Raw genomic sequence first — 26,410 nt, forward strand, 5'->3', positions numbered from 1 at the left:
CATTTAAGGAAATTTCTCCCTTACTTATTTACTTTTTAAAAAATATTCTATTGATTGTTAACTACCTTAAATGTTGTCGGTGCTGTAGTAACCTTAAATCCAAATTCATCAGTACCTTCGATTATTACTGAATAAACTCCATCTGGCTGACCCTTTGTTGGATACCATTTTACTCCATATAATTGACTCTGATTTTCAACAGTGATAGTATCAACAACATTTCCATTTGGATCTTTAACTGTTATTGCCCAATTAATTTTCTTTTGTGCACTTGCATAAATTTGAGCTGGATTTTGATAATTTATATTTCCTCCTTGAACATTAGCCCAAGCTATAAGCACCTCTGAATTTATTTGTGAATTACCATATTGTACATATCGTAAGTTGAAAGAATAATCTACTGCCATTATAACAATACTCTCTGGCTTTTTATTATAAACAAAAGATGTTGCGCCATTCTCTACTGCACCTGCATATTGTCCATTAATATAAAGTATAGCTCCTTGGTAACCAGATCCTCCTTCATTATCTGTGGCATCCCATGAAATCCTATATTTACCGTTCTCCTCTGTAACTTGTATATTTCCTGCTTCTGGTGCTATTGAATCTATCTTTATTGGCATTTTAACTATTTGAGGTTTTGCATTTTTGTAATCCAACGTTGATTTTATTATAAATTTATAATCCCCATCAGGTACTACATTTCCATTTAAATCAGTCATATCCCAATAGAAATCTTCCATATTATAATTATAATCCTGATATATCATTAAATTTTTCATAAATTTCCATGGTTCACCATTTTCAGTAAACTCACTAAAATTAGATATATACTTAACCTGATTTCCATCTTTATCTTCTACATATAATTCAACTTCCTTTAAGTTTCTAAGTGCAGTAAATGTGGCATATGGACCATAATTTCTTGATCTAGGAGACATAGAAATTCTGTCTATATTGAATTTTCCCGTTTTTTTATCATAGCCAAGGGGTGTTGATTCCGATGCTTGGCTCCATAATGCAGTATAGCCTAAAAATCTCTTATTCTCTTCATATGCTGGAGCATCTATGTTCTTTGGAGCATTCCAATCTCCATAGAAGCCCATATAAGGAACTGTTAGCTCAGGTATTTCCTTATTTTCAACTGGCACTAATCTAACATATCCTTCAACAAACATATTTTCCTTTAAGTTAGTAGCATTTGAAAAATCAATCTCAATGTTTAGCTCCTCTTTTTGTCCTCTTTTTACATGAATTGAGCTTGAAGCTTCATCTGTTATTCTCTTTCCATTTACCTTCACTTCTGCTCCATTAACTTTAATTGTCTTCATAGTTAAAGAGTCTACAGTTCTATCTGTTTTACCATCATAATTATTATCATAATCCTTAGTCACTGTTTCATCTGTTAACACGTCAATATATACATCATAATTTATGTCTTCAGGTACTAATTTTCCTTCTAAAGCCTGAAGTGTAAGATTAAACTTAGCTTTATTGCCTTTAATTTCATTTAAAGCAACTGCTCCAGCTTTTTCTAATGTTGTACCTCTGTCATATATTAAAGCTGGTGATTCTATAGCTTTATCAATTTGCATAAGCCCTGAACCTTGCTTTCTAGGAGAATAAGGTGTATTTTGAGAGCTTGTATTATCTTTTAAAATCTTCGAAGTATTCATAAGCATTATTTTAGCCTTAAGAGCAGAGTCCATGTCCTTTTCTTCTCCTCTGCTTTTTAATGCTTCAAGTACTAATGCAGCTCCTCCAACAACATGTGGTGTTGCCATTGAGGTACCACTATATACATCATATTTATTATCCTTAACCGTTGAATATATACTTCCACCAGGAGCAGATATCTCTGGTTTAAAGCTTAGATCTTCTGGTGTTCCCCAAGAAGAAAAACCAGACATTGTTTTTGATTTTGGATTTACTGCCCATAAACCATTATTTGAGAAAGACATTTTTAGCTTTTCACCATTTTTAAGCCTATCTATTAATTTATTACCATCTGCAATACTTGTTGTAACTAATGGTATGCTTGTTGTAGAGCAAGTTCCCTTAGGATAATCAAACATATCAGGAGCAGCTCTAAATATAACTGCTACTGCACCTGCTCTTGCAGCATTATATTGGAAAGAAGAAAAACTTGGATTGTACTGATCATATTTAACTACTACAACTTTACCTTTCACATCTAGATTTTTATAATCAGTTATAGCTCCATTGTTTGCATATACCAATTCATATTCCTTATTTTCTTCTAATATTGAAACGATATCAGGTGTATTTTGTTTCTTGAAACCTATTGCTTCCCCTGTTGATAAATTCATTTTATTTACTCTAATATTGTCATTCTCATAGGATGAAACCTGAAGTGCATATGGGCTAACTCCTGGTGATCCTACAAGCCCAATATCTGGGTTTTCTGCAAAGGGAAGTTGTGCTGATGGAAGTGGATGGCTATTTTTAGTGCTATAATAATCATTTCCTCCAGCTGCAACAACCATTGTACCCTGCTCAACTGCATTTCTTATAGCTTTTTGTATGGGGTCATACCTTTCATCAGCTAGTCCCGCCGCTGAACCTAAGCTTAAATTAATAACGTCTGCATCCATCTGAACTGCATGTTGCATACCTGCAATTATGTCATCCTCATAAGCTCCACTATATTTATCTGAAAATACTTTCTCAGCAATTATTTGTACACCAGGAGCTACCCCTACGACACCATCGTTATCTTCATCTCCATTAGCTCCAATTATACCTGCACAATGTGTACCATGTGAACTGTTACCTGGTAAGACATCATTATCCATATCTGCCCAATCATAACCTGTAGGTACCTTATCAGTGTAATAAGTGTCGTTTATTTCAGTGTCAGATAATTTTCCACTTAAATTTGACTGAGTTAAACGAGCTTGTTTTTTACCTTCTTCGGTAAGTGTCATATCTTGGTGACCATAGTCTACACCAGTATCAACAACTGCTACCACCATACCCTCACCTTGAATTCCAAGCTTTTCCCATGTTTGTTGTGCTTCAACCATTTCTTTACTTGAGGTCATTTCATAGTCAAATGTTCTCGCTACTGTAACTCTTGAAACGTCAGGCATAGTTTTAATTTCTTTTAAATTTTTATATTCTGTTTCTAAACTAAAACCATTTATGCCCATAGTATAATCATGTCTGTATTTGCCTTTAATTCCCTTACTTTCTATGTCTTTTTTCACTTTGTCATGTGCTTTCTTAAACTCATTGCCTTTTACTTTATTTTCCTTTACATCCTTTGCTGGAGCAGTCTTAAGTTCTACAATTAATCTCACCTTTTCATCAGGAGAATGCTTTAATTCAGTGTTTTTCAAAGCATCCTCATAAATCCCCGGTTGTTTTCCTACTTCCTCAACGGTGATTTTCTGATTAAAAATTTCTTGAATACTCTTTCCCGTGCTATCTAAATCATTATTATTAATTTCTGTTGCAAATGAATTAGATGTATTTGATGCCAAAAGCATCGCAGTAGCTATTAATGCAATTACTCTTTTTGATTTTCTTAACATTCCAATATCCCCCCTTAAAAATTTGAAGCTTAATATTAAATGAAAATTAAACATTTAATTTTATTTTTACACATTTGACCTTCTGTAACGATTACCATAATTGGTGATATTTTACAGTATGAAATACTACCTTTTTACTATTTTTAAAATTATCAATAATGCATAAAATAATAGATTAATTAAATATCATAAAAACTTTTGATAATAACCAGGAGAATTTTTGACGCTTACCTATGAAAAAATCCCCCTTCAGGTATGAATTGCTTTTTTTCAATTCATACCTTCTTGAAGATTAGTTCATAGCATGAGCATAAAGTTTGTTACAATCTCTCTACTTGGTTTACACCATTAATCAAATGATGTGAGTTTTACTTACTTAAGTGTCTTTTTGTCTACTACAGTAACTTCAGTACCTGAACTTTCATTTCCTGCTTCATCAGTTGCTGTAATTAACAACACTGTTCCGGCTTTTTGTTGACGAATCTTAACCATAAATTCACCTACCGCATTTGCTTTGCCTGTGCCAATGGTCTCGCCATTTAGTTTCACAGTGATGGAAGCATTCATCTCTGAAACTCCAAAAATCTTTGGTTCATTGTCATCGATAATATCGATCTTAAGAATTTCTGGGGCAGTACGGTCTAGAACGGTAATTGATGTTTCTTGACTTTGATTTCCTGCTGCATCAGTAGAGCTCACTGTTATAATAGTTCCTGCACTTTGCTTACTAATAGGAATATTATAAAGTCCGATGGTATCTGCTTTACCTGTTCCTATAATTTCACCGTTTTTCTTCACAGTAATCGTTGCATTTACTTCTGTGTATCCAGAAATTTGTTCATCATTATCATCAATGACATCTATTGCTGGTGCATCTGGAGCTGTACGGTCTAACACCGTTACGGAGGTTGCCTTACTTTCACTTCCAATTGCATCGATAACTGTTACCAACAGGACAGATCCTGCTATTTGTGGACTTATTGTAATTTGGTAGTTTCCGTCAGCATCAGTTTGACCTGTTCCAACTGTCTCATTATTGTTTTTCACAAAAATTGTTCCATTGGCAACAGCTTTACCAGTGATAATGGTGTCATTATCATCAATTTCATTCACAGTTGGTGCATTAGGTGCGAGCGTAGTTTTCATTGTAACAACGTTGGAATACCCACCGTTAAGTGTCCCATTCAAACCACCCTCTACCACTAATCTAAATCGGTAGAAAGTATTTTCTGATAATCCATTCACTACCGCACTAGTTGAGCTTACTGTAATTGGTGTTTCCAGTGTTGCATAAGTCCATGAATAATTGTCTGGCCATGTGACACCATCCGTACTTGATTGCTGCTGAATTTTCACGCCACCCCATACACCTGCTGGATCTACAGCTAGCCAGTTAAGTGTTGCCGTATTAGTATTCTTAGAAGTAACTTTAAATGTGTTAACAGCACTGTATACTTTTGCCATATTGAAGTAATTTGTAGCATACATATCAACACCGTCAACGTTTATTACTTCTTTTGGTGAAACAGTCACATCTGGATTTGATTTGTAAATATTATTTGCCACAGACTGCATATCCTTTTTATCCACAATGCCGTCTTTGTTAAAATCTTCAATCATTTTATCCACACTATTCTGTTGACCAAGTTTTTCATAAACTTGCTTAGCATCTAATACGTCTATGATGCCATCACAGTTTACATCACCTGCTTTTGATGTAGGTTGAGAACCCATAATGTATTTGATTTCTCCAACATCCTCACCCCAGGTGGTTTTTGTGCCAAGCTTCACTTTTTGGATACTCTTCAAATATCCAGGTGCTTCTACAATAATTTCATATGGATCATTTGAAAGTGGAATACCATGTATATCGATATAGTTTTTGCCATCTCCGAAACCTACTACACCTTGGTATTTATTTCCATCTGAACCTTTCGCATATACACTAGTCACATATTTCGATATTCCTGCATTATTAAGTGGTGCACCTACTCCTTCAAGACGTACATATGAAACTACATAAGAATGTTTTGGTATAATCTTGTAGCTGTCAATTTGGTTAAATGCAGTAATATCCGTTGGCGTTGTTTCCCCAAATTTCGTATAACTGAATGTAGTTGTATTTTTATCTCCATTCATTGCATCCCAAAGAATATTGAATTCATCGTTGAAAAGTTTGAAGGTTACATCAAGGAATGGAATATCCCCACTGAAACCTTCACCACCACTGAGCTGTGCACCAACTTTAGCAATCGTTTTATGACCAATATAAGTTGGGTCCGCTGTAAATACTGGATCGTCAACTGTTACTGTTAACCCATGTTCATCTGCGTATTTTTGGAACTCTGGATTAACTTTCACATCCATGAATTGGAAGTAATCGTGGTAGTAATTAAAATCATATGAGCCTGACATAAGTTTTTCAACATTGTTTAAGTTTAATGTCATTTTCAATGTATCATTTAAATACACTTTGTCTTTATCATAGGTTGGAACCATATAAGGCGAACCTTCTTTAATAAAGGCATAAGGATAAAATTCATTTAATAGATGAGCGTTACCTGCTTTATCCATTGGGAATAAAATAACTGTTGCTGGTCCATTGGCTATATCTTGTTTTTCAATTGCAAATTTCGTATCTCCATTCGCATCAACAGGGAAATCTCCATCCGGAACCCATTTCTGGTTGAAATAATACCAAAGTTTGTTATCTGATTGTGTAACCCCGCTTGATGCTAATTTAGCTGTCCCTTCATCGTAAAGATTTGTATGGATCCAAAAACCGTTATATGCATTACCGTCGGTCCATGTTTCTGTTGTAAAGTCTGAATCTTTTAGCTCGTACACCTTACCAGGAGCATGATCTTTAAATGTAAGACTTGGTAGGGTGTTGTCAATAATAAACTTGTACATCGGCGTCTCATACGTTGTTATACCGTCAATGTCAACTAATTTTAATTTTAATTGATATTCACCTGGTGTTAATCTTGCTTTTGGTAAATTAATATCCGTTTTCTCATCTTTTGGATCTCCAATAAACGGATAATAACCTTGAGTATCTAATCCTGCATTTATATTTTGGTTAAGAATTTTTGTTGCTTGATTGGATGTATCCTCTCTTGTTGTACTACTACCTAGAGGAACACCATCTTTGTCATAAAGGAATAAACGAGCGGACTTCATCGGACTATTTAATTTGTATTTCAAATATGCTAAGCCTGGCGGCTGCATAAATGGGTGTGCAGGCTGCCACATAACCTGGCTTATAGCTGGATTAGTCATTGAACTACTTCCGATTCCTTTTTCTACATTGAAAACAGCGAATGGTAACCGATATTTCTCCTCTGGATTTGAATGGTTTACAATATTCACATACCCTTCGTATCTGCCTGATTGTGCAGTTCCTGGCACATGAATTGTAGCTGTCAAGTTAGAAGACGCTTTAGCCTCTACAGAAACAGTTTGTACAGATGTGGTAATTGATACATTATTTGTCACCGCATCAACAACACCTGTTTTAGCATTGGAATATTCAAAACTGATATCGAATTGTTTAGCTTGAGTCCCATTATTTTTAATAGATACTGGTAGATCTACTGTTGACACAGTAGCTTGTTTATAGACAGTATTAAAAACAAGGGATCCAGTTTTATCATCTATAAATTTATTTATTCCCGAATTTGTGTCATAATTTAAGGTCTTGTTCAGAACTTCAATGGCTACCTCTGAGTGAACTGCTTCTGTTACATCGACTAATCCTGCCCCTACTTCATATACAGAGTAATCACCATTTAACTTATCTGCTGTATTCTGCATCACCTCTTTAACTTCAGCCGGTGTGTAGTCTGGATGTGCTTGTAAAATAAGTGCCGCAATACCTGCCACATGAGGTGTTGCCATTGATGTTCCTGAGATACGTGAATAAGCACTCGTATAATCAATGCCAGCTTCTGGACTATGAACGTATTCTGGATAAGTAGAATAAACAGATACACCTGGTCCAACAACATCCGGTTTAATATCAAAACTACCTGCAACTGGTCCTCTTGAGCTGAAGCTCGCTAAATGATTTCCTTCTGTAATAAATGAACCAATGCTAGTAAAGGTAATAGAAGAAGTTGATGCTGCCGCTTTTAAACGTTCTCCGTCTGCATTGGTCATGCGGAATGTTGGAATCATTTCAGTTTGTTCTGCTACGTAAAAATCGATTTCCCCATCAACATTGTTATATATAATTACGGCTTCGGCACCTGCAAGCTTAGCGTTTTTAACTTTATCTGCAAACAAGTAGGTTCCACGCTGGATTAAGGCCACTTTTCCAGTTAGGTCAATAGCTTGTCCACTTGCATCCTTGAAATCATCTGCACCACCTAGACCAACATAAACAACTGGATAAGAATGATTCACTAATGAATTTAAATCATCTCCAAATCCTCTACCTAGAAGTTTCATATTGTTAAAAGTTTCGCTTCCAACCGTTGCCGAACCTGTAGGAATCGCCATGGGGAAGTCGCTAGCACCAACGGATATACCTAGTGCTGCTGTTCCTGGAGAACCTAGTGTACCTTCATTTGGACCTGAGTTTCCTGCCGCAACGACACAAGTAACACCCACAATGGTGGCATTGTTAATCGCAACAGATTCTGCAATTAATGGATCATTTACTGAATTCCCTAGTGACAAGTTAATAACATCCATTCCATCTTGTACAGATTTATCGATACCAGCAATAATGCCACTTGCATATCCGCCACCGTACGGACCTAGCACGCGGTAAACGTATAAATCTACATCAGGTGCAACCCCTTGTGCAGGATATTCAACCTGATTTTCTCCTTGAGCGGCTATCGTACCGGATACGTGTGTTCCATGAGAGGTATAATACGTACGTCCTTCAACAATTGGGCTGCCTGCATTAATCCAATCTTCATAAGTTGTCTCCATAGGATCTGCATCGTTATCAACAAAATCCCAACCTTTTACAGAAGTAGGCTCAACTGTTGTGGAATCTTCACCATCTTTATATCTATAACCCTTATATGCATCCGTTAAATCTGGATGGTTGTAATCTACTCCTGTGTCAAGAACACCAACTTTAATTCCTTCCCCAGTTATATGATCTTCATGTAGTTTGTCGATTCCTGGAAGAGGAATTGTATTCTCTTTTAACGTACCTTCAGCAATACTTTGCACAGCAATGCTTTTTTCGGCACTTGTATATGTTGAAGATGCTTTGATTCCATCTGTAGTTGCAACCTCTTTGTTAGTAGTGTCGTTTGTACCGACTAGATCAAGTTGAACAACTCTATCTTCATAAATGCGAGCGACTAAATCAGATGATAATAGCTCTTCTACTTCGTTTCCTGGAAGAGTCATGGCTACGCCATTAAAAGCATGTTTGTACTCTTTTGTAATTTTAATACTATGGTTTGAAATATCAACAGATGGCGTTTGCTTCTTACCTTCTTTTTTTTGTTGTTCCATTTTTTCAACATGTTCTTTAAATTTTTTATGAGATTCGTCTACTTTTTTCTTTGCATCTGAAAGGGAAACTTTTTTACCTGCTAATTTTTCTTTAATCACATGTACTTTAGCAGGAGCTTGTTTAAACTCTACAATTATACGAACAGGCTCGGAAGTCTTCACATTGATTTTTGGAGAAATCGTGAACTCATTCTCTAATTTAAACATCTCTAACGCATCTAACTGAGCCTGCTGCTCAGGTGTTAGTCCCGTTAAATCAGTTTGAAGCTGATTCATTTCTACTGAAGTTGTTTGAGCGAATGCACTGATGGATGAATTCATCAACATACAACTTACTGTTGCTATTGCTAACAATTTCTTGATTTTATTTTTCCTCATTACTCTACCACCTTTTATTTCTTTTTATTAAACAAGTAATCATTTTGTTTCTAATTGAACAATTTGGCGCTTGTCCTAAAAATTAATTAGTTTTTTAGAACTTTCTTAAAGTTCCATTTATACCTCCTTACATTTTGAATTTAAAAAACTAATTTATATAAGAAAATCAAGTTCTAAGTTATATTTTTGCACAAATAACATTTATTTCCTATAGTACTAATTGGTGATTTTTTACATTTATTTCTACTACTTTTTTACTATTCTTAATAGTATGAATATTTAATAAAATTATAGATTTTAAAAAATATATGATATGGAGAAAACTTCTAAACCACCATTGGAGGCAAGCTAAAGATACATTAGGGATTAAATTAAGGCAGTAAATAACGTGGATTTTAAAAAAATATAAAGTTTTTAAAACTTTTTATATCACTGCCACGTCGTTATTATGACAACCAATGGATATATAAATATTTGTTGAGAATATTTTAAGACAGTTAGTTAAGGAGATGGTGTTTATATGTTAAAGAATATGCAGAATGGTCAGTATATCCCTGGCTTAGATGGACTTCGTGCTTTTGCAGTGTTAGCAGTTATTGCTTACCACTTTAATTTAAGCTTTGCTATGGGTGGCTTTTTAGGGGTGGATGTGTTTTTTGTTATATCAGGTTATCTTATAACCTCTAAAATACTATCACAATTAGAAAGTGAAAATAAATTTAGCTTAGGTGAATTTTGGGCTAAACGTATTAGAAGATTGCTACCAGCTTTATATACAATGATTACAACTACTTTTATATGGGTAACACTTTTTAATAGAAAATTGATAACCACAGTTTTATTAGATGGACTCTCCTCTATAATCTACGGAAGTAACTGGTGGTTCATCTTTCACAAAGTTTCTTATTTTGATAGTTTTAATTCCCCTTCACCACTTAAAAATCTTTGGTCCTTGGCAATAGAAGAACAATTCTACATTATTTGGCCAATTGCACTACTAGTAGGTGTTAAGGTTTTTAAAAATCGAATTAAATTTGCTAACATTGTTTTTATAATAGCCTTAGGTTCAGCAATGCTTATGGGTATAATGTATAAACCAGGTTTGGATCCTAGCCGTGTATATTATGGTACAGATACTCGAGGTTTTGAATTAGTTATAGGCTGTTATATGGCAATAATTTATCCGATAAATAAAGTTTTGTCCTCTAAAGCTGGTACTACGAAAATAAAAACCTTAAATATTACAAGCATGATTACTTTCACTGTGTTTATTCTTAGTGTAATCTTCATGAATGAATATCAAGCCTTTTTATATAGAGGTGGTATGTTTCTACTTAGCTTAAATGCAGCAATACTTACAGCTTGCATATGTAATCCTAGGAGCTATTTGGGTGGCTTACTCTCCTGGAAGCCCCTTAGCTTAATTGGCAAAAGATCTTATGGAATTTATCTTTGGCATTATCCTATTATTGTTTTAAGTACTCCACTTTCTCAAATAGGACAAGCTAATGGCTTACGAATATTCCTTCAACTGATTTCTACATTTATTATTGCAGAGCTTTCTTACCGATACATAGAAATACCTATACAAAAATATGGATTTAAAGAGTTTTTTAGAAACTATAATCCGGTTAAGAAATTCCACTTAAGAAAACTATGCTTTTCTAAAATCATTGCAATTGCAGTAATATTTTCTGTGTTTATAACGATTAATCTTTTTAGTTCAAGTGTTGCAAGAGGTAAACAACAAGCCAATATCACTGAAATCCTTGAATCTGAAGTAATTTCAAAGGATACAAATGAGTCCCCTATAAATGAAAATTCACAAATAAGCGCTATTGAAGAAACAAACTCTCATGAAGAAATTGAACCAAACTCCTCATCCTCCACTAAAGCTTACGATGGAGTGCTGGCTATAGGAGATTCTGTGCTGTTAGATATTGCAGAAAACCTTGATAAAATACATCCTAACATCACCATAGATGGTAAAGTCGGAAGGCAACTTTTTCAAGCCATTGAACTGGCACCAAAATACTCAGCCTTTAATGCTACAAATAAAGCAGTAATTATAGAACTGGGAACAAATGCTTATTTTACCGATAAACAAATTAATACTTTACTTGACTCCTTTGAGAAAGCTCATATTTATTTAGTAAACGCTCGTGTACCACGTCAATGGGAAAAACAAGTTAACAAAGCTTTAAGTAAAAAAGCTGAAGAAAGAGATAATGTAACTTTAATTGACTGGTATTCTGCATCAATTAACCATCCTGAATATTTTGCAGCTGATGGTGTGCACCTTCAGCCTAAAGGAATTGAAGTTTTAACAGCTCTTATAGAACAAGCTATAAATGAAAATATGAGCTTAAAATAAACTTAAGATTTTTAAGATCTGTGGACATGCAATAAATACATAACCTTTTAAATATAAAACCATCACATTAAGCAATGTGATGGTTTATTAATTTGAATTTATTATTAGATAGTGCAGCAGTTACATTATCTTTGGTTTTTTCTTAATTACAATTTTACAGTTTACAATAAAAGCTCCATTTTTATCTTATAATTTTCATTTTAAATATGATAAATATTTTTGTAATCACAAATTATTGACCACATGGTTTGTTTTTGATATAATAAAAACAGACCACATAGTTTGAAAGGTGATGTATATGAATAGAGAAGAAAAAAACGAACTTAGTAAAGAAAAAATTATCAATGGCTGCATTAAAGAGTTTGGTACTAATGAGTATGTAGCTGCATCCTTAAATAATGTATGTAAAAACAATGATATATCTAAAGGCTTGTTGTTTCATTACTACAAGAATAAAGAAGAATTATTTTTAGTTTGTGCTGGAAAATGCTTTGAGGAACTAAGCAAGTATTTGGAAGAAAATTTCCAATGGCAAGGCAGAGGAATAAATGAGGAACTAAATGATTATTTAAATAAACGATTAGAGTTTTTCAAGGAAAATAGTTATTATAATCAAATCTTTATATCAGCGGTATTCAATCCACCAGAAGGTTTAGAAGATGATATAAAAACCTTAAAAAAGGTACTAGATGATACAAATAAAAAATTCTTGAATAAAATTCTTGAGGATAGTCAGTTAAAGCACAATATAGATAAGGATAATGCGCTAAATATGATTATAGATTTTGGATATTACCTTCAACTAAAGTTTAAATCTATATACAAGGAAAAAAAAAATAGTAGTGCTGATCTTATAGCTCAGCAGGATAAAGCATTTAGTGATATGTTAAATATGATTTTATATGGAATTATTAAATAAACAATGGAGGAAAGACTATGTTAAAAGAAGTAATTTTATTAATCATCTTTGTGTTTATGGCAATTTTTGTTGGTAAACTTGTGGCAAAAGTTAAATTGCCTGCAATTTTAGGGTGGTTAATTACGGGAATGATCATTGGACCCTATGCCCTAGGGTTTATGAGTAATGATATGATAAATAAATCTTGGTTTCATATTTTAATCAACCTTGGGGAAGTTGCAGTGGGACTTATGATAGGAACTGAGCTTATCTGGAAGGATTTAAAGGAGTCTGGTAAACAGATATTAATAATTTGCTTTACAGAAGCTCTTGGAGCCTTCCTTGTTGTAACCCTTGCCTTTGGGCTAATGTTTATTTTTATGGATATACCCTTTTATTTAGCCTTCATATTTGGTGCAATTGCACTAGCAACAGCTCCTGCCCCATCTCTATCAATTATAAATGAATATAAAGCTAAAGGGCCTGTAACTAAAACTTTAATCCCTTTAGCAGCACTAGATGACGTTATTGGGTTATTGGTATTCTTTATTGTAATGGGAATAGTTACTAATTTAGTTTCTGACACAAACTTTCCTATGTATTTTGTACCATTAATGATTTTACTCCCTATACTTGTGGGAACAATTACTGGCTTTATATCAGGAAAAGCTCTTAAAAAAGAAAGAGATAAAAAAGGTACCACAATAATTGCTTTAAGTTGCATACTAGGTACTGCTGCAGTGGGGATATTTATAAATAACTATGTACTACCTTCTCCAGTTATGAATCTAATGCTGGTTGGAGTAACTTTCTCTGCAGTATTTTCTAATATGATTTCAAAGGAAAGATTGAAAGAAGTAATGGAAGCTGTTAATCCAGTTTTAGCTATAGCTATGATTATAGTTATATTAAACCTTGGTGCACCGCTAGATTACCATTTAATAATGGGAGCTGGTTTATTTACAGCAGTTTATATAATTTCTCGTGCTATAGGAAAAATTGGTGGTTCTTACGTTGGAGCTGTTACAAGTAATGCCCCTGATACAGTGAAAAAGTATTTAGGTTTAACTCTTTTACCCCACTCAGGAGTATCATTAATTTTCACCGGAATAGCTGTAAACACCTTAATAGGACCTGCACCGGAATATGCTCAAATTATTCAAGGTACTATAGCTGCTGCAGCTGTTATTAATGAAATATTTGCTGTTATTCTAGCAAAGCAAGGCTTTAAATATGCAGGAGAATTAGGAGAATCTTTGGAATCCACACAAAAAATAATCACTGACAACTAAATGTCAGTGATTTTTTATATTGTTTTAAGAACAAATCATACCTCAGCATATCTCTTTTAATCTATCAAAAAGCTTTAAAATATAATTTGATGCATCTCTCATTGGCTGTTCATTTGCAATAGAAGCTTCTCAGTCTCTCTGTTGATCTTCGGAATCTCCTTAATCACCGAATCCAACATGATTTCCACCTTAATCTCTATAAACTCAGAGTCCTTTGGCGTAACCGTCCAAGCCTTTAGTCCACTAACCCTTTTTTCTTCCAGTTACCCTTTTTGAAGAAAAAAGTAGTTATAATTGCTCCAAGGGTCCAAGAAACCACTAAGGATATAAAGGTGGATTCTGGTCTTCCAGTAGGATAAAGATCACTACGAGTAAGGTAAGCAATACCATAAGCTACAGGCACCCTAAGAATAACTGTTGTAATCAGTGAAATCCACATTGGTGTCATGGTATCACCAGCTCCACGCATTACCCCTGATAAGCATTGAGTTACCGCCATGGCTATATACCCCACTGCAAGAATTCTCATCATATGCATGCTTAAATCCACAAGCTCTTTTGTATCAGTGAAAACACTCATAAGAGGTCTACCAAAAATCAATAGGATAACTGTGATTACAGTGGATATTATCACAGCAATCTTTGTACCATCCTTAGTACCTTTTACTACCCTGTCCATCTTTTTGGCACCAATGTTCTGGCCTGCATAAGTGGTCATTGCAATACCAAAGGTGAAGTTTGGCATCATGGCAAAACCATCTACCCGCATAACAATTACTGAGCAAGCTATAACCATTTCTCCAAAGCTGTTAGTAAGGGATTGAACCACAATCATTGCAAGAGAAAATATACCCTGGGTTAGTCCTGTTGGAATGCCAAGCTTTATAAGCCTAGTAGAATACTCTTTCATAGGCCTTAACATTTTTAAATTTAAATCAAAGGTATCCTTCATCTTAACTAGCTTCATAAGACAAAGTGCAGCTGATACCCCCTGTGATATTATAGTAGCTAGAGCCACTCCTGGAACTCCCATATTAAGCCCTGCCACAAACCAAAGGTCTAGTACTACATTAAGAGCTGTAGCAATAAGTAAAAATACCAGTGAAGATATAGAATCTCCAAGGCCTCTAAGAACTCCAGCTAAAATGTTATAATACGCAAAGCCTGAAATCCCCAAGAAATAAATAATCAAATAGCTTGAACACCAATCAATAATAGAATCTGGTGTATTAAGAAAAGTTAGAAGTGGTCTTGTAAGTAATGGACCAATAATCATAATTATCACCGATGCAATTGCTGTAAGAGTGATGCATATCCCGATGGTACGAGAAAGTTTTTCACGATCCTTTGCTCCAAAATATTGGGAAACCATGATACCAGCTCCACTTGAAATCCCAACGAAGAGTACCAGTAAAAGATTTAAAATAGGAGCTGAACTACCAACAGCTGCAAGAGCGTTGTCCCCCACATATTTACCAACAATAATGGAGTCTGCTGTATTATAGAATTGTTGGGCAATGTTACCTATTAATAAAGGTATTGAAAACTCAACAATACGCTTCCAAGGAGTTCCCTCCGTCATATCTTTAGGCGCAAATAATTCCTTAAATTTCCCCATGTGTACCTCCCAATAAATTTAATAATCAATAGTCTTTCGTAACACGAACTAATTTTAGCTTATATTAATTATGTAAATTTGTCAAATCTTTACCATGTACTTTTGAGGTAGTTTACCTTAGTAAATTGTCCTTTAACACTGAAATATTTCCAGGCTATGGTTTAACCCAAATACTAAAAACACATTGGTACCTCCTGTAATCCAATAGAAAAACACTTAAAAGCTTTCGCAATTGGTTATTATAAATCTTAAAGTTATTATCGAAAATAATATTCAGAAAATTTCAAAATAAGTGTTTACAAAACTACGCATTTTGCATACAATAAAAATATATTACTCGATAAAATTTATTTTATCGATAAAATTTATTTGAGGTGAATTATGCGAAAAGAAAAAGTACTAAGCACATTAGAAGAAATAAAGGTGATTTCCGACCCTTTCAGATTTAAGATACTAGTTTTATTTAATAAAGAAAGTGGGTCCTTAACAGTAAAGCAAATGTCAGTGAAGCTACAGGAAGTGCCCTCAAAGGTGCATTATCATGTGAAGGAACTAGAGAGAATCGGAATTTTAGAAATTGTTGAAACAAAAGAAAAAGGTGGAATTATAGAGAAGTTCTATCTTCCAACAGCTGAAATATTTAAGATAAAAAAAGATATAGGGGTACTTGAAGAAGATGAATATGAAAAAGCAAGTGAAAATTTGATTTCCATAATGCATGAAGATTTTTTGGAATCAATGAAAAATAAAACTAAAGGGGATAAAAAACAGTTAAACTATGGACTAACTTACTTAACAGATGAGGAAGTAGATGAGCTTACTGAGCTTATTACAGGGTATATGAAAGATAAGGAACAAAGAGAGAATGCTAGAGCCTATATGTTTGGCTATGAATTATTCCGAAAGCATGATGTTGAGGGGGATATGGGAAATGGAAGCGAAAGTTGAAGTAACTAAAAAGAATGGGTTTATGGTTTTAAAAGAATATCCTGATTTTTTAAAGGTTTGGATAGGTAGAACAATTTCAAGGTTTGGAGATGCCCTGGATGGCATAGCCTTTATGTGGCTGATGTATAAACTTACAGGGTCTACCCTTTTGATGGGATCAGTAATGGCAGTTAGTGCTGTGCCCTCTTTATTTGGAATGGCAGCAGGGGTTTTTGTGGATAGAATGGACAAAAAGAAGGTAATGGTAGCAATGGATTTCCTTCGAGGAATTTCCACAGCTATAATTGCAATTTTATTCATGGTGGACAGTTTACAGGTGTGGCAACTTTTTGCCTTTGCCTTTTTCAATTCCATCTGTGAGGTGTTCTCCTCACCAGCAAGAACAAGTGCAATGCAGGTGTTAATTAAAAAGGAACACTACCTAGCAGCAAATTCCTTAAGTCAAGGCTCTGGGGCTATTGCTGAAATCTTAGGCATGGGAGTAGCTGCTGCCATTATTGGACTTTGGGGAGTAGGGGTTGCAATTTTAATTGATGCAACAACCTTTGTAATATCTGGTATAACTGCTTTAATTGCAAATATAGAAAAGGTTATAAGCAGTACTGAGAAGCTTAATTTTTCTAAATTTTTTAAAGAACTCTTTGAAGGGTTAAAGGTTATAAAAGCAAATTCACTAATTTTTATTAATATGATAATTGGTGCAGCTATAAACATTCTTTTGGCGCCCTTTAATGTTCTTATGCCAATATATTCCGATAAAATCTTAAATTCTGGAGAACAAGGCTATAGTATAATGGGAATAGCCATAATGGTGGGAACTGTACTTGGTTCACTTATTGTTGGACAGATAGGTCATAGATTTAAGAAAAGTACTGTTATAATAACTGGCTTCTTAGTCTTTGCAGGAAATATCATAGCACTTGGCTTTGCTAACACTTTACTTTTAGCAGTAATCTTCAGTACTATAATGGGAGCTTGTCTACCTATAGTTTCTGCAACAGGTATGTCTGTAATACAAGCTCATACCCCAAAAGAAAAGATGGGAAGAGTTATTTCCACCATGCAAACCATTGCTCTAATTGGAATGCCAGTGGGGTTTGCGGTGTCAGGAATTATAGGGGAAAGTTTAAATGTACAGTACACCTTCATTGCCATTGGCGTGATAATGTTTATTATTTGTCTCCTTCCTCTTTTTAATAAGGAGTTTAGGCGCAATTAAAAAATATCTTTAATTTTTAAAAAACACGTTTGGTAAGCTTTTTAAAAATTAGTTGTATTATTTATATTGTTATGATTATTAAAAAAGTAGAAAATGAGGCAGCAAGTTTCTATAGCTAGCTGCCCTTTTAATATTTATAGTTTTTCTTAAGATGCTAAAGCTCTATTGGATACTTTCCATAGACTTTTGCTGCTTCCATAAACATTTCAATTTTTTCAATTGGGGTGTTCATTGGAATCTGACAACCTGTGCTTAAAATATAACCTTTTGGAGAATCGTAACCTTTTCTTATGCATTCTTTAACTGATTCAAAAATTTCTTCTTTTGTTCCTAAGTGAACCACATCTACTGGTGGAACATTTCCTGTGATTACAACTTTACGTCCCATGATTCTTTTTGCTTCTTCTAAATCTTCTACATTATCGATACTGAAATTTGAGATTCCAATGTTAACAACATCTTCCCAAATATCTTTACTTTTTCCACAGATATGTATTCCTGGGGCACTACCTGTTTTCTCTATTATCTTCTCTGCATTTTTCTTTAAGTATGGAAGAGAAAACTTTTTAAATAGCCTTGGACTAATTAAGCTGGTTGAAGAAACAGGGTCAGCAAAACCAATAGATAGTCCTAGTTTCGCTACTTCTTCTATGTATCTATTGTTGGATTCTGTTACTATTTCCATAAGTGTATGAACCTTTTCAGGGTATCTTATCATCCACTTTAAAAGATTTTCTGTTCCAACTACAGAAGCTGCCACACTGAAAGGACCAGACATTGCAGCTCCCACATCAACATCTTTTATTAAGGCATCCCTTGTAAGTCTTAGAGCTTCTATTAATATTGGAAGTCTACCATCTTTTAAAGGATCTGCAACCTTTAAGGTTTCAATTTCATTTACAGATTTAACTGCAGGTTCTAATAAATAGGAAATATTATAATCTGGATAAGCAATTTTTGAACCCATTGCTTCTGCAACCCCTCTAAGACTAGTGGAGATACCCACACTGTCATGGCGAAGTCTTTTAAATAACTCAATTTCTAAATTTGCCATAAGCTCTGCAGAATGAAAATAATCACTAGCTTTTACTCCAATGAAGGGCACCATGGTAACCCCCATATCTGGTACACAAATTACTCTATCTATTTCCTCTCCCCTAGAAAAAGCGTCCATTCTTTCTCTTGGAGTCATTTCCTCTCTAAACAATAAAAACATCTCCTTTTTAACAAGTGGTGTATGTAAATTTTCTTTCTTTTTCCTTTATGGTGTTATACACCTTTCATCATTTCTTTAAGTTTTCTAACAGCTTCGTTGGCATCCTTTGCATATAAATCTGCCCCTATTCTATTTGCATAGTTTTGGGATATTGGGCCTCCCCCAATTAATACTTTATATTTATCACGAAGATTTTTTTCTTTAAGCATATTAATTACTGTTTCCATGCCACCCATGGTAGTGGTCATCAGCGTTGACATACCGATAATGTGGGCATCTACTTCCTCTGCTTTTTCTATAAAATCCTTTAAAGGTACATCGCGTCCAAGGTCATAAACCTCAAGGCCACCTGACTCCATCATAATCTTAACTAGGGTTTTTCCAATATCGTGGGTATCCCCTTCCACAACACCAATCACCACTTTTATTTTTTCTTCCATAAGGTTTTTATCTAAATGAGGCTTCACAACATCTAGTCCAGCATTCATAGCATCCGCACAAATTAAAACCTCAGGAAGGAAATAATCCTGTTCTTCGTATAACCTGCTTACTTCATCCATCCCTGGTATTAAAGCCTTTGTTATAGTTTCATAAGCTGATATATTACGGTTTAAAGTTTCCTCACAAAGTTCAACCACCTTATCCTCATCCATATCAACTAAACTTCTTTTTATCTCAAGAAAAATTTCATTCTTATCCATAAGTACCTCCAAATTTCATCAATCAATTCTCATTATATAGCACTATTATTTAAAATAAGCTAACTATAGCAATTTCCTATATTTGAAGGAATTGTTATAGGTATAACAAATAATAAACTTCAAAATATATTACCCATTTGAAGCACTTTAATAAACAACATGTTAAGATACCACTAATTAGTAACTTTTCCTTATGAATACTCATATGATTTCAACTTTAACTATATTTCGTAGCAAATTGATTCTCTTAGCAAATATACCCCCTCTAACCCTTACTAATTCTAATTAGGATTTTAGTAGCAGCAAATTTCATAGATTTAATTCCAAGGTTGCTTATCTGTATTCATACAATTCTAGTGTTTAATAAATATAATTAAATGATAATCATTATTGATTGATTAAACATTTTTTGGTACACTAATTATATAGAATAGATATATATTAATATGTAATAGATTAATTTTATAAAGGAATATTATTTTTTATTTTGGAGGTTTTTTATGATTAATTGGTTTGTTGGGCTAGACCCAGTGGTTCAAGCACTTTGTGCAACACTTTTCACCTGGTTTGTAACTGCTTTAGGAGCAGCTTTAGTTTTTATTTTTAAAACTATTAATAAAAAGGTACTTAATGGAATGTTGGGCTTTGCAGCTGGGGTTATGATTGCTGCAAGTTTTTGGTCTTTACTAGCACCAGCTATTGAAATGGCAGAGCAATCGGGTACTCCTGCTTGGTTACCTGCAGTTGTTGGTTTTCTAGCTGGAGGTGCTTTTCTATGGACTGTAGATAAAGTAATACCTCATCTTCATATTGGAACACCCACTGATAAGGCGGAAGGTGTAAAGACTGGTTGGCAAAGAAGTGTTTTACTAGTGCTTGCAATTACCCTTCATAATATTCCTGAGGGATTAGCAGTAGGAGTAGCCTTTGGAGCAATAGCTGCAAATTTACCATCAGCATCCTTAGCTGGAGCAATAGCACTAGCTCTTGGAATAGGACTTCAAAATTTCCCAGAAGGAGCAGCAGTGTCTATTCCTCTTAGAAGAGAAGGACTCTCTAGAACTAAAAGCTTTTTATACGGGCAAGCTTCAGGAATTGTTGAACCAATAGCCGGCGTAATAGGTGCAGTGGCAGTTATTGGAATGAAATCAATACTTCCCTATGCACTATCCTTTGCTGCTGGAGCAATGATATATGTGGTAGTTGAAGAATTGATTCCAGAATCACAGCTAGAGAGAAAATCTGATATAGCTACCATAGGAGCCATGATTGGATTTGCTGTAATGATGTTTTTAGATGTGGCACTGGGATAAATAAAGGGTTCCTTGATGGAATTTTAACTTATTCAGCATGAATTTTATTCAGCATGAATTTTATTCATGCTGAATGAAATTCCTCTTCATAACCCCTTAAGGAAACCAGGGTAGGACTCACGTATAAGTTAAGTCTTAACTCTGGTTCCATATAAAAAAGAATTAAGGATATCACTCCTTAATTCTTTTTATTTGGAAAAGTGTTCCTTTTATTTCTCTTTACTTTACTTATTTTAAGCTGTCTAAAAGCTTTATAATATATTTTGATGTTTCATGGATTTGCACTTCGTTGGTTATAGAAGCTTCTCCATCCCCTTCTTGAGGTCCATAGTCTCCAAAGCCCCCATGGTTTCCACCTTTTATCTCTACAAACTCTGCATCCTTTGGCATAACCTTTTCAGCATCTTTTACCTTATTTAAATCTGCCACCTTATCATTACTTCCCCATAGAGCCAACACTTTTAAGGAACTTGAAGTAAAATCCTTATTGCTTTGAGGGTAAGAAGCTAATAAAACTAGCCCCTTTATTTTATCATGATTAAATGCATAATCCGCTGCCATAACTCCACCTAATGAATGTCCACCTATCACCCAAGTATTAATATCACTATACTTCCTTATTATACTATCTGCCTTATTAGGAGAAAGCACTGCTAAATTAAAGTTCATTTCAGCAATGACCACAGTATATCCCTTAGATGCAATTTCTTTGCCTAAAGGGGCATAGGCTAAGGCTTCAACTTTACCTCCTGGGTAAAATATAAATCCTGTATTTTTATTATTTGAAACTGGAATAAATACTATATCACCATTTTCTTCTACAGTTACAATGGAATCAGATTTTAAGGTGTTAAAGGCAAAAGAACTAGCTCTATAGTAAGAACTTACATAAATAAAAAATGCTGAAGCCAACACTATTAAGAAAGCACCAATTCCAATAAAAACTTTAAACCTCAAAGACTTTTTTTGCTTCATTCCATTTCTCCTTTTTTAAACTCATTTATATACTTATATTATATATTTTTTATGGTTATTGAGTAAGAACTTTTGCTTGGTATTTTGGGGGTAGGCTTAGGTTTATACTGTTAACTCTAATCTATTTCCATCAGGGTCTAAAACGCAACTTTCATAATAGCCATCTCCTGTGTAACGAGGCTCACTAACTACTGTATAACCAGCTTTCCTTAATTCCTCTGTAAGGCTATTAACCTTCTCAATGTTCCCTAAGGAAATAGCTATGTGTATTAATCCAATATTTTGATTAACTGTATCATTTAAGTTCGGTGGAATTGTTGGCATCTGCATTAATTCAAGTCTTGAGCCTGAATCAAAATTAATGAAATATGATTCAAAGGATTTATTAGAATTTATATATTTTTTTCCTACAGTGCCACAAAAATGTTCTGTATAAAAGGTCTTCAACTTTTCAATATCTCTGGTCCATATAGCAACGTGCTCAATTCTCATAATAAATGCACCCTTCCAATAAGTAATAAGTATTATTTCAGCCCTACCTTATAATTTTTAAACCACTATACATAAATTATAATACTATTTACTACATATTTATATGTTTTATTGCAAATACAAACCATGGTATCACTTCTCGAGTTTTAGTGCTTCTTAATGGCTCCCCTTTAACTTTTGTAACTGTAACTGAAAAGCTAACACCTTTTAACCTTGATTTACCTGGTGGACCATACTCTGTTGAAAATCTATCACTAACAAATCTAGGCGGAGCTAGCATTTATATTCGTAGTTTGATTACTGAATAATTTTCAAAGTTTAAAATATTAATTTAAAGCAATTAAGGGCTGTTTTGTATTGTATAAAAGTACAATAGGAAACAGTCCCTTACCTATTTTATAATAAAGTTTTAATTGAAAGCACGAGGATTTGTATTGTATTTCATACAATTTTAAAGTTTCCTGTATCATTATTTATTTTATATAGCTTTTATTAGTTTTCTATCACCATGAGAATTCTATTTATCACTGCAAAAATACAAAAACCTACAGCTATATATTGTTGACCAGGAAAATACTAGTTTTCAAAACCCATACTATTGTCGAAACTTATGCCAATTTCTTGCCATTAAAACTGGAAATTAACCTCTTTTACTAATTTCATCATTAATTAATGCTTTTGAAATATACATGGCTTCTATTATTTTCTTTAACCGGGTGTGGTGAGAGTTCCCCTCTTCAAATTTTAGTTGAGCTTTTTCACATTTACTGATAATTGAAGCTACTGGTGGTAGTGCTTTAAGCAATTCTTCTTTTGTATATTTTTCTATAATATTTTCATCATTTATTAAGGACTTTGAAATATACAATGCTTTTATTCTATTCTTAAGAAGTGTGTGCTGAGAGGTACCTTCCTCAAATTTTGGATGCATTTTTTCACAGTTACTTATAGTTGATGCTACAACTTGTAGCGCTTGTTCCAATTCTTCTCTTTTATACTTTTCCATAAAATTTTTCCTCCCATGTTAAGTTTGGCTTCATGACAGCCACTACTGTAATCTCTTTATACGTGGACTTTCATACTTTCCACCTTATGTTCACGCCAATGCACTGTTTAATCACATCACATGGTTGCAAATTGAAGATGGATAACACATACTGAACCGCCATAACCTAATTGTATTTCACATTATAACATAGAAGCAAAACCCTGGTGCCATAGTAGAGGGTTTTCATAAAACAGAGCAAAAATCCCCCAAACTATAAGTCTGAGGGACTATTCTTAGATTCCATTTACTTTCTAGAAACATGTATCCATATTTCACTCTTAAAATTTGGGGAAGTTGTATCTTTGGATGATAAACTTCTAAGCTCCTTCAACCATATCTCTTTTGCTATATCCAATATACCCAAATACCATGAATACAATACTAATCACTGTTATAGTAATAAAGATTGTTCCATCAAATTTATCTACTGGCATACGTGGAATCCAACTTTGAATAGCTGTCTTTGAAAACCATTCTGGTAAGTCTAAAATTCCGCCAAAGTAGTTTAATGCAAAAGAATAGCCTAGATATACATAAGTAATTTTCCCTAGCTTTGGTGAGAAGCCTAAAGCCAATGCTGCTAGTCCTACAAAGAACAATACAGAAGGCAGGAAGTTATACCCTGCAGCAATAAAATCTCCCATATTCATGACTGAACTGTCACCCATTGCAGAAATCGCTGTACCACCAAGGCCTAATGAAGCCAATAAGATCCCCACTATTCCAGCAACCATTGCCATTATGACACTTGTCCAATAGAGCTGACCTCGAGTGACTTTTGTAGCATAAAGCTGACTCAAATGCAATCTCACTTCTTCCGAGTAAAGTTTATTAACAATGGCAATGGGTAAAATAGAAACCATGCCAATCATTACCATCATAATAGTTCCAGTAAAGGATTCTTCGATTGAAACCCCTGATAGGGTAAACATTTGCTTCATCATTTCATTGCTACTTAGAAAGGTTTGCATATCTCCATAAATGGAACCATAGGCTGCTCCCAAGATTACGAAAGCAACCAACCAGCTAATCATTACCCCTTTGTTAAGCTTGATGAATAAGCCAGGTACGGACAGCAAGGATTTTTTCGCTGACTCCCGTCCCTCCCTTACAGGTAAATAACCAGCCCCCATATCACGACCCCCTTCAAGGGCAAAGGCAATGATCACTGTAATGATGCAGAATGCTGATGCAAAAATTATAGGAAGCCAATTGTTTTCAGTAAATGGGTAAGTGAGATAAGTCCAACCCATAGGATTAACCATTGATAGATCAACATTTGACACATCTGTACCACCACGTAAAATATAGAGTAATCCAACAATTCCAAGGGATGAACCAGTTGCACCAGAAGAAGTTGGCATAATTTGTGACATAACTAATGCAATGGCAGCCCCAAGAATTCCAGCTATTCCGATTGATGCACCAAACAAGAATGATCCTTTAGCTGAAATGGTATCTGCACCAAAGCTAATCATAACCACAGCAATAAAAATCGCTAACAAAATATTGATAATAACTACTTCGATAATCACAGCAAGAGAATTGGCTTGACGACCTACTTGGAAGGAGCGCACTAGTTCAGTAAGCCCATGATCTTCTTCCTTACGAGTATGGCTAACAACATGCAAAGCAGCCATAATCATGGCAAACAAACCACAAAACAACAACATCTCATGGGCATACATTGCACCCAATGTATAGTCCGCTGCTGACTCTATAGGTGTGGGACCAACCATAGAAATCATTGCAGGATTTTTCATTGTTTCATACATTCCCAGTAACCCTTGTCCCTTACTGATTTCTTCAAAAGCTGGAACAAAAGCACCTGAAAACAGGCCTAGACCTAAAATCCATGTGATATTTTTTTTCCAATCACGTTTAAGATATTGCACAAATAGTACATTCCAACGTGCAAATTTTTCTTTCATAATAATTCCTCCCTTCCGACTCTAAACTTCATAATGGCGCATGAATAAGTCTTCAAGGGTTGGTGGCACAGATTCAAACTTCTTAACAACTAATTTTGCAGCTGCGGATAATATATCATTGATAAATTCATTATCAGCAGAGAATGTTGCTTGATTTCCCTTTTGCTTGAAATCATGAACACCGTTAACTGATGCCATGTTAGCCACATCACCTTCTGTTTCTAAAGTCACAGTTGAACGAGTTAAATGACGGAGCTCATCCAATGTTCCAGTTTCAACCACCTTCCCTTGGCGAATGATTACCACCTTATCTGCTAAACGCTCTACTTCACTTAAAATATGAGAGGATAGTAAAATTGCTTTCCCTGCATGCTTGATTTTTTCAACTTCCTCTTGGAATACAGCTTCCATCAATGGGTCGAGACCAGAAGTTGGTTCATCAAAAATATACAAATCGGAGTCAACTGACAAAGCTGCAATTAAACCAACCTTTTGACGATTTCCTTTTGAATAACCCTTTGCCTTCTTTTTAGGATCCAATTCAAAACGCTTAATTAAATAGTCACGTTTATCCTTGTCCCCGCCACCATGTAATTTAATAAATAAATCAATAATTTCGCCACCTGTTAAGCTGCCCCAAAGAGCCACATCTCCTGGAACATAAGAAATTCGCTTATGAATCTCAAGGCTATCTTTCCAAACATCCTTACCAAAAATTTTTACATCTCCTGCGTCACCCTTGATAATCCCTAGCAAAGTACGTATGGTTGTTGACTTACCCGCGCCATTTGGCCCAATAAAACCAACAACTTCTCCAGCATTTACCGTTAATGTCACATCGTGCAATGCTTTAAATTTACCGAATTTTTTTTGCAACCCTTGCACTTTTACAATTTCTTCCATAACATTAAAACTCCTTCTCACAATATTTTGAAATAGTTTCATAACGTGCTTTCCAGTTTAAAA

At 34.5% G+C, this 26,410-nt stretch carries 17 protein-coding genes; 6 read left to right on the top strand and 11 right to left on the bottom strand.

All coding sequences use genetic code 11. The features are described from left to right. Positions 1–47 precede the first annotated feature (47 nt). Both RR409_RS04640 and RR409_RS04645 read right to left on the bottom strand, forming a co-directional pair. On the bottom strand, positions 48–3,557 hold the full coding sequence (locus RR409_RS04640) for a S8 family serine peptidase (protein ID WP_332556558.1): 3,510 nt from the start codon (positions 3,555–3,557) through the stop codon (positions 48–50). Between the two features lie 372 nt (positions 3,558–3,929). After that, positions 3,930–9,419: a S8 family serine peptidase gene (locus RR409_RS04645; protein ID WP_332556559.1), complete on the bottom strand. Its 5,490-nt coding sequence runs from the start codon at positions 9,417–9,419 to the stop codon at positions 3,930–3,932. 520 nt (positions 9,420–9,939) lie between these two features. Here RR409_RS04645 and RR409_RS04650 point away from each other — a divergent pair. From RR409_RS04650 to RR409_RS04660, 3 genes are all read left to right on the top strand, one after another. After that, positions 9,940–11,793 (top strand): acyltransferase family protein, encoded by a 1,854-nt coding sequence (locus RR409_RS04650; RefSeq protein WP_332556560.1) that lies wholly within the window; start codon positions 9,940–9,942, stop codon positions 11,791–11,793. Between the two features lie 298 nt (positions 11,794–12,091). Then, positions 12,092–12,712 (top strand): TetR/AcrR family transcriptional regulator, encoded by a 621-nt coding sequence (locus RR409_RS04655; protein WP_332556561.1) that lies wholly within the window; start codon positions 12,092–12,094, stop codon positions 12,710–12,712. 17 nt (positions 12,713–12,729) lie between these two features. Next, complete coding sequence (locus RR409_RS04660) at positions 12,730–13,983, top strand: cation:proton antiporter (RefSeq protein ID WP_332556562.1); 1,254 nt, start codon at positions 12,730–12,732, stop codon at positions 13,981–13,983. A gap of 235 nt (positions 13,984–14,218) precedes the next feature. Here the strand turns inward: RR409_RS04660 and RR409_RS04665 are convergent, their stop codons facing one another. Further along, a complete protein-coding gene (locus RR409_RS04665; protein WP_332556563.1) occupies positions 14,219–15,601 on the bottom strand; it encodes an MATE family efflux transporter in 1,383 nt (460 codons plus the stop codon). 381 nt (positions 15,602–15,982) lie between these two features. On the opposite strand from RR409_RS04665, the gene RR409_RS04670 reads away from it, so the two are divergent. After that, positions 15,983–16,549: a hypothetical protein gene (locus tag RR409_RS04670; protein ID WP_332556564.1), complete on the top strand. Its 567-nt coding sequence runs from the start codon at positions 15,983–15,985 to the stop codon at positions 16,547–16,549. Then, positions 16,533–17,768, top strand: coding sequence for an MFS transporter (locus RR409_RS04675; RefSeq protein ID WP_332556565.1), 1,236 nt, complete (start codon positions 16,533–16,535; stop codon positions 17,766–17,768). The genes RR409_RS04670 and RR409_RS04675 overlap by 17 nt, the downstream gene beginning before the upstream one ends. A 154-nt stretch (positions 17,769–17,922) precedes the next feature. Here RR409_RS04675 and RR409_RS04680 read toward each other — a convergent pair whose 3' ends face one another. Then, positions 17,923–18,975, bottom strand: coding sequence for a uroporphyrinogen decarboxylase family protein (locus tag RR409_RS04680; protein ID WP_332556566.1), 1,053 nt, complete (start codon positions 18,973–18,975; stop codon positions 17,923–17,925). A 62-nt stretch (positions 18,976–19,037) separates the two neighbouring features. Then, a complete protein-coding gene (locus tag RR409_RS04685; RefSeq protein ID WP_332556567.1) occupies positions 19,038–19,685 on the bottom strand; it encodes a corrinoid protein in 648 nt (215 codons plus the stop codon). 503 nt (positions 19,686–20,188) lie between these two features. On the opposite strand from RR409_RS04685, the gene RR409_RS04690 reads away from it, so the two are divergent. Next, positions 20,189–20,998 carry a ZIP family metal transporter gene (locus RR409_RS04690; RefSeq protein WP_332556665.1) on the top strand — a complete coding sequence of 270 codons (810 nt, stop codon included), beginning with the start codon at positions 20,189–20,191 and terminating at the stop codon, positions 20,996–20,998. A 228-nt stretch (positions 20,999–21,226) separates the two neighbouring features. On the opposite strand, the gene RR409_RS04695 is transcribed toward RR409_RS04690, so the two are convergent. From RR409_RS04695 to RR409_RS04720, 6 genes are all read right to left on the bottom strand, one after another. Then, positions 21,227–21,973 carry an alpha/beta hydrolase gene (locus RR409_RS04695; protein WP_332556568.1) on the bottom strand — a complete coding sequence of 249 codons (747 nt, stop codon included), beginning with the start codon at positions 21,971–21,973 and terminating at the stop codon, positions 21,227–21,229. 102 nt (positions 21,974–22,075) lie between these two features. Next, positions 22,076–22,465, bottom strand: coding sequence for a VOC family protein (locus RR409_RS04700; RefSeq protein ID WP_332556569.1), 390 nt, complete (start codon positions 22,463–22,465; stop codon positions 22,076–22,078). Between the two features lie 91 nt (positions 22,466–22,556). Continuing rightward, positions 22,557–22,745 (bottom strand): hypothetical protein, encoded by a 189-nt coding sequence (locus RR409_RS04705; protein ID WP_332556570.1) that lies wholly within the window; start codon positions 22,743–22,745, stop codon positions 22,557–22,559. A 360-nt stretch (positions 22,746–23,105) separates the two neighbouring features. Then, a complete protein-coding gene (locus RR409_RS04710; protein ID WP_332556571.1) occupies positions 23,106–23,471 on the bottom strand; it encodes a hypothetical protein in 366 nt (121 codons plus the stop codon). A 359-nt stretch (positions 23,472–23,830) separates the two neighbouring features. Beyond that, positions 23,831–25,444 carry a tetronasin resistance protein gene (locus tag RR409_RS04715; RefSeq protein ID WP_332556572.1) on the bottom strand — a complete coding sequence of 538 codons (1,614 nt, stop codon included), beginning with the start codon at positions 25,442–25,444 and terminating at the stop codon, positions 23,831–23,833. 21 nt (positions 25,445–25,465) lie between these two features. Continuing rightward, positions 25,466–26,347 carry an ABC transporter ATP-binding protein gene (locus RR409_RS04720; RefSeq protein WP_332556573.1) on the bottom strand — a complete coding sequence of 294 codons (882 nt, stop codon included), beginning with the start codon at positions 26,345–26,347 and terminating at the stop codon, positions 25,466–25,468. Positions 26,348–26,410 lie beyond the last annotated feature (63 nt).

It is taken from the genome of Clostridium sp., assembly GCF_036642255.1.
Classification (GTDB): domain Bacteria; phylum Bacillota; class Clostridia; order Clostridiales; family Clostridiaceae; genus Clostridium_J.

Bases quoted from the DNA above. Each gene is read 5' to 3' on its own strand.
- RR409_RS04640 (WP_332556558.1), bottom strand. From the start codon at position 3,557: ATGTTAAGAAAATCAAAAAGAGTAATTGCATTAATAGCTACTGCGATG.
- RR409_RS04645 (WP_332556559.1), bottom strand. From the start codon at position 9,419: ATGAGGAAAAATAAAATCAAGAAATTGTTAGCAATAGCAACAGTAAGT.
- RR409_RS04650 (WP_332556560.1), top strand. From the start codon at position 9,940: ATGTTAAAGAATATGCAGAATGGTCAGTATATCCCTGGCTTAGATGGA.
- RR409_RS04655 (WP_332556561.1), top strand. From the start codon at position 12,092: ATGAATAGAGAAGAAAAAAACGAACTTAGTAAAGAAAAAATTATCAAT.
- RR409_RS04660 (WP_332556562.1), top strand. From the start codon at position 12,730: ATGTTAAAAGAAGTAATTTTATTAATCATCTTTGTGTTTATGGCAATT.
- RR409_RS04665 (WP_332556563.1), bottom strand. From the start codon at position 15,601: ATGGGGAAATTTAAGGAATTATTTGCGCCTAAAGATATGACGGAGGGA.
- RR409_RS04670 (WP_332556564.1), top strand. From the start codon at position 15,983: ATGCGAAAAGAAAAAGTACTAAGCACATTAGAAGAAATAAAGGTGATT.
- RR409_RS04675 (WP_332556565.1), top strand. From the start codon at position 16,533: ATGGAAGCGAAAGTTGAAGTAACTAAAAAGAATGGGTTTATGGTTTTA.
- RR409_RS04685 (WP_332556567.1), bottom strand. From the start codon at position 19,685: ATGGATAAGAATGAAATTTTTCTTGAGATAAAAAGAAGTTTAGTTGAT.
- RR409_RS04695 (WP_332556568.1), bottom strand. From the start codon at position 21,973: ATGAAGCAAAAAAAGTCTTTGAGGTTTAAAGTTTTTATTGGAATTGGT.
- RR409_RS04700 (WP_332556569.1), bottom strand. From the start codon at position 22,465: ATGAGAATTGAGCACGTTGCTATATGGACCAGAGATATTGAAAAGTTG.
- RR409_RS04705 (WP_332556570.1), bottom strand. From the start codon at position 22,745: ATGCTAGCTCCGCCTAGATTTGTTAGTGATAGATTTTCAACAGAGTAT.
- RR409_RS04710 (WP_332556571.1), bottom strand. From the start codon at position 23,471: ATGGAAAAGTATAAAAGAGAAGAATTGGAACAAGCGCTACAAGTTGTA.
- RR409_RS04715 (WP_332556572.1), bottom strand. From the start codon at position 25,444: ATGAAAGAAAAATTTGCACGTTGGAATGTACTATTTGTGCAATATCTT.
- RR409_RS04720 (WP_332556573.1), bottom strand. From the start codon at position 26,347: ATGGAAGAAATTGTAAAAGTGCAAGGGTTGCAAAAAAAATTCGGTAAA.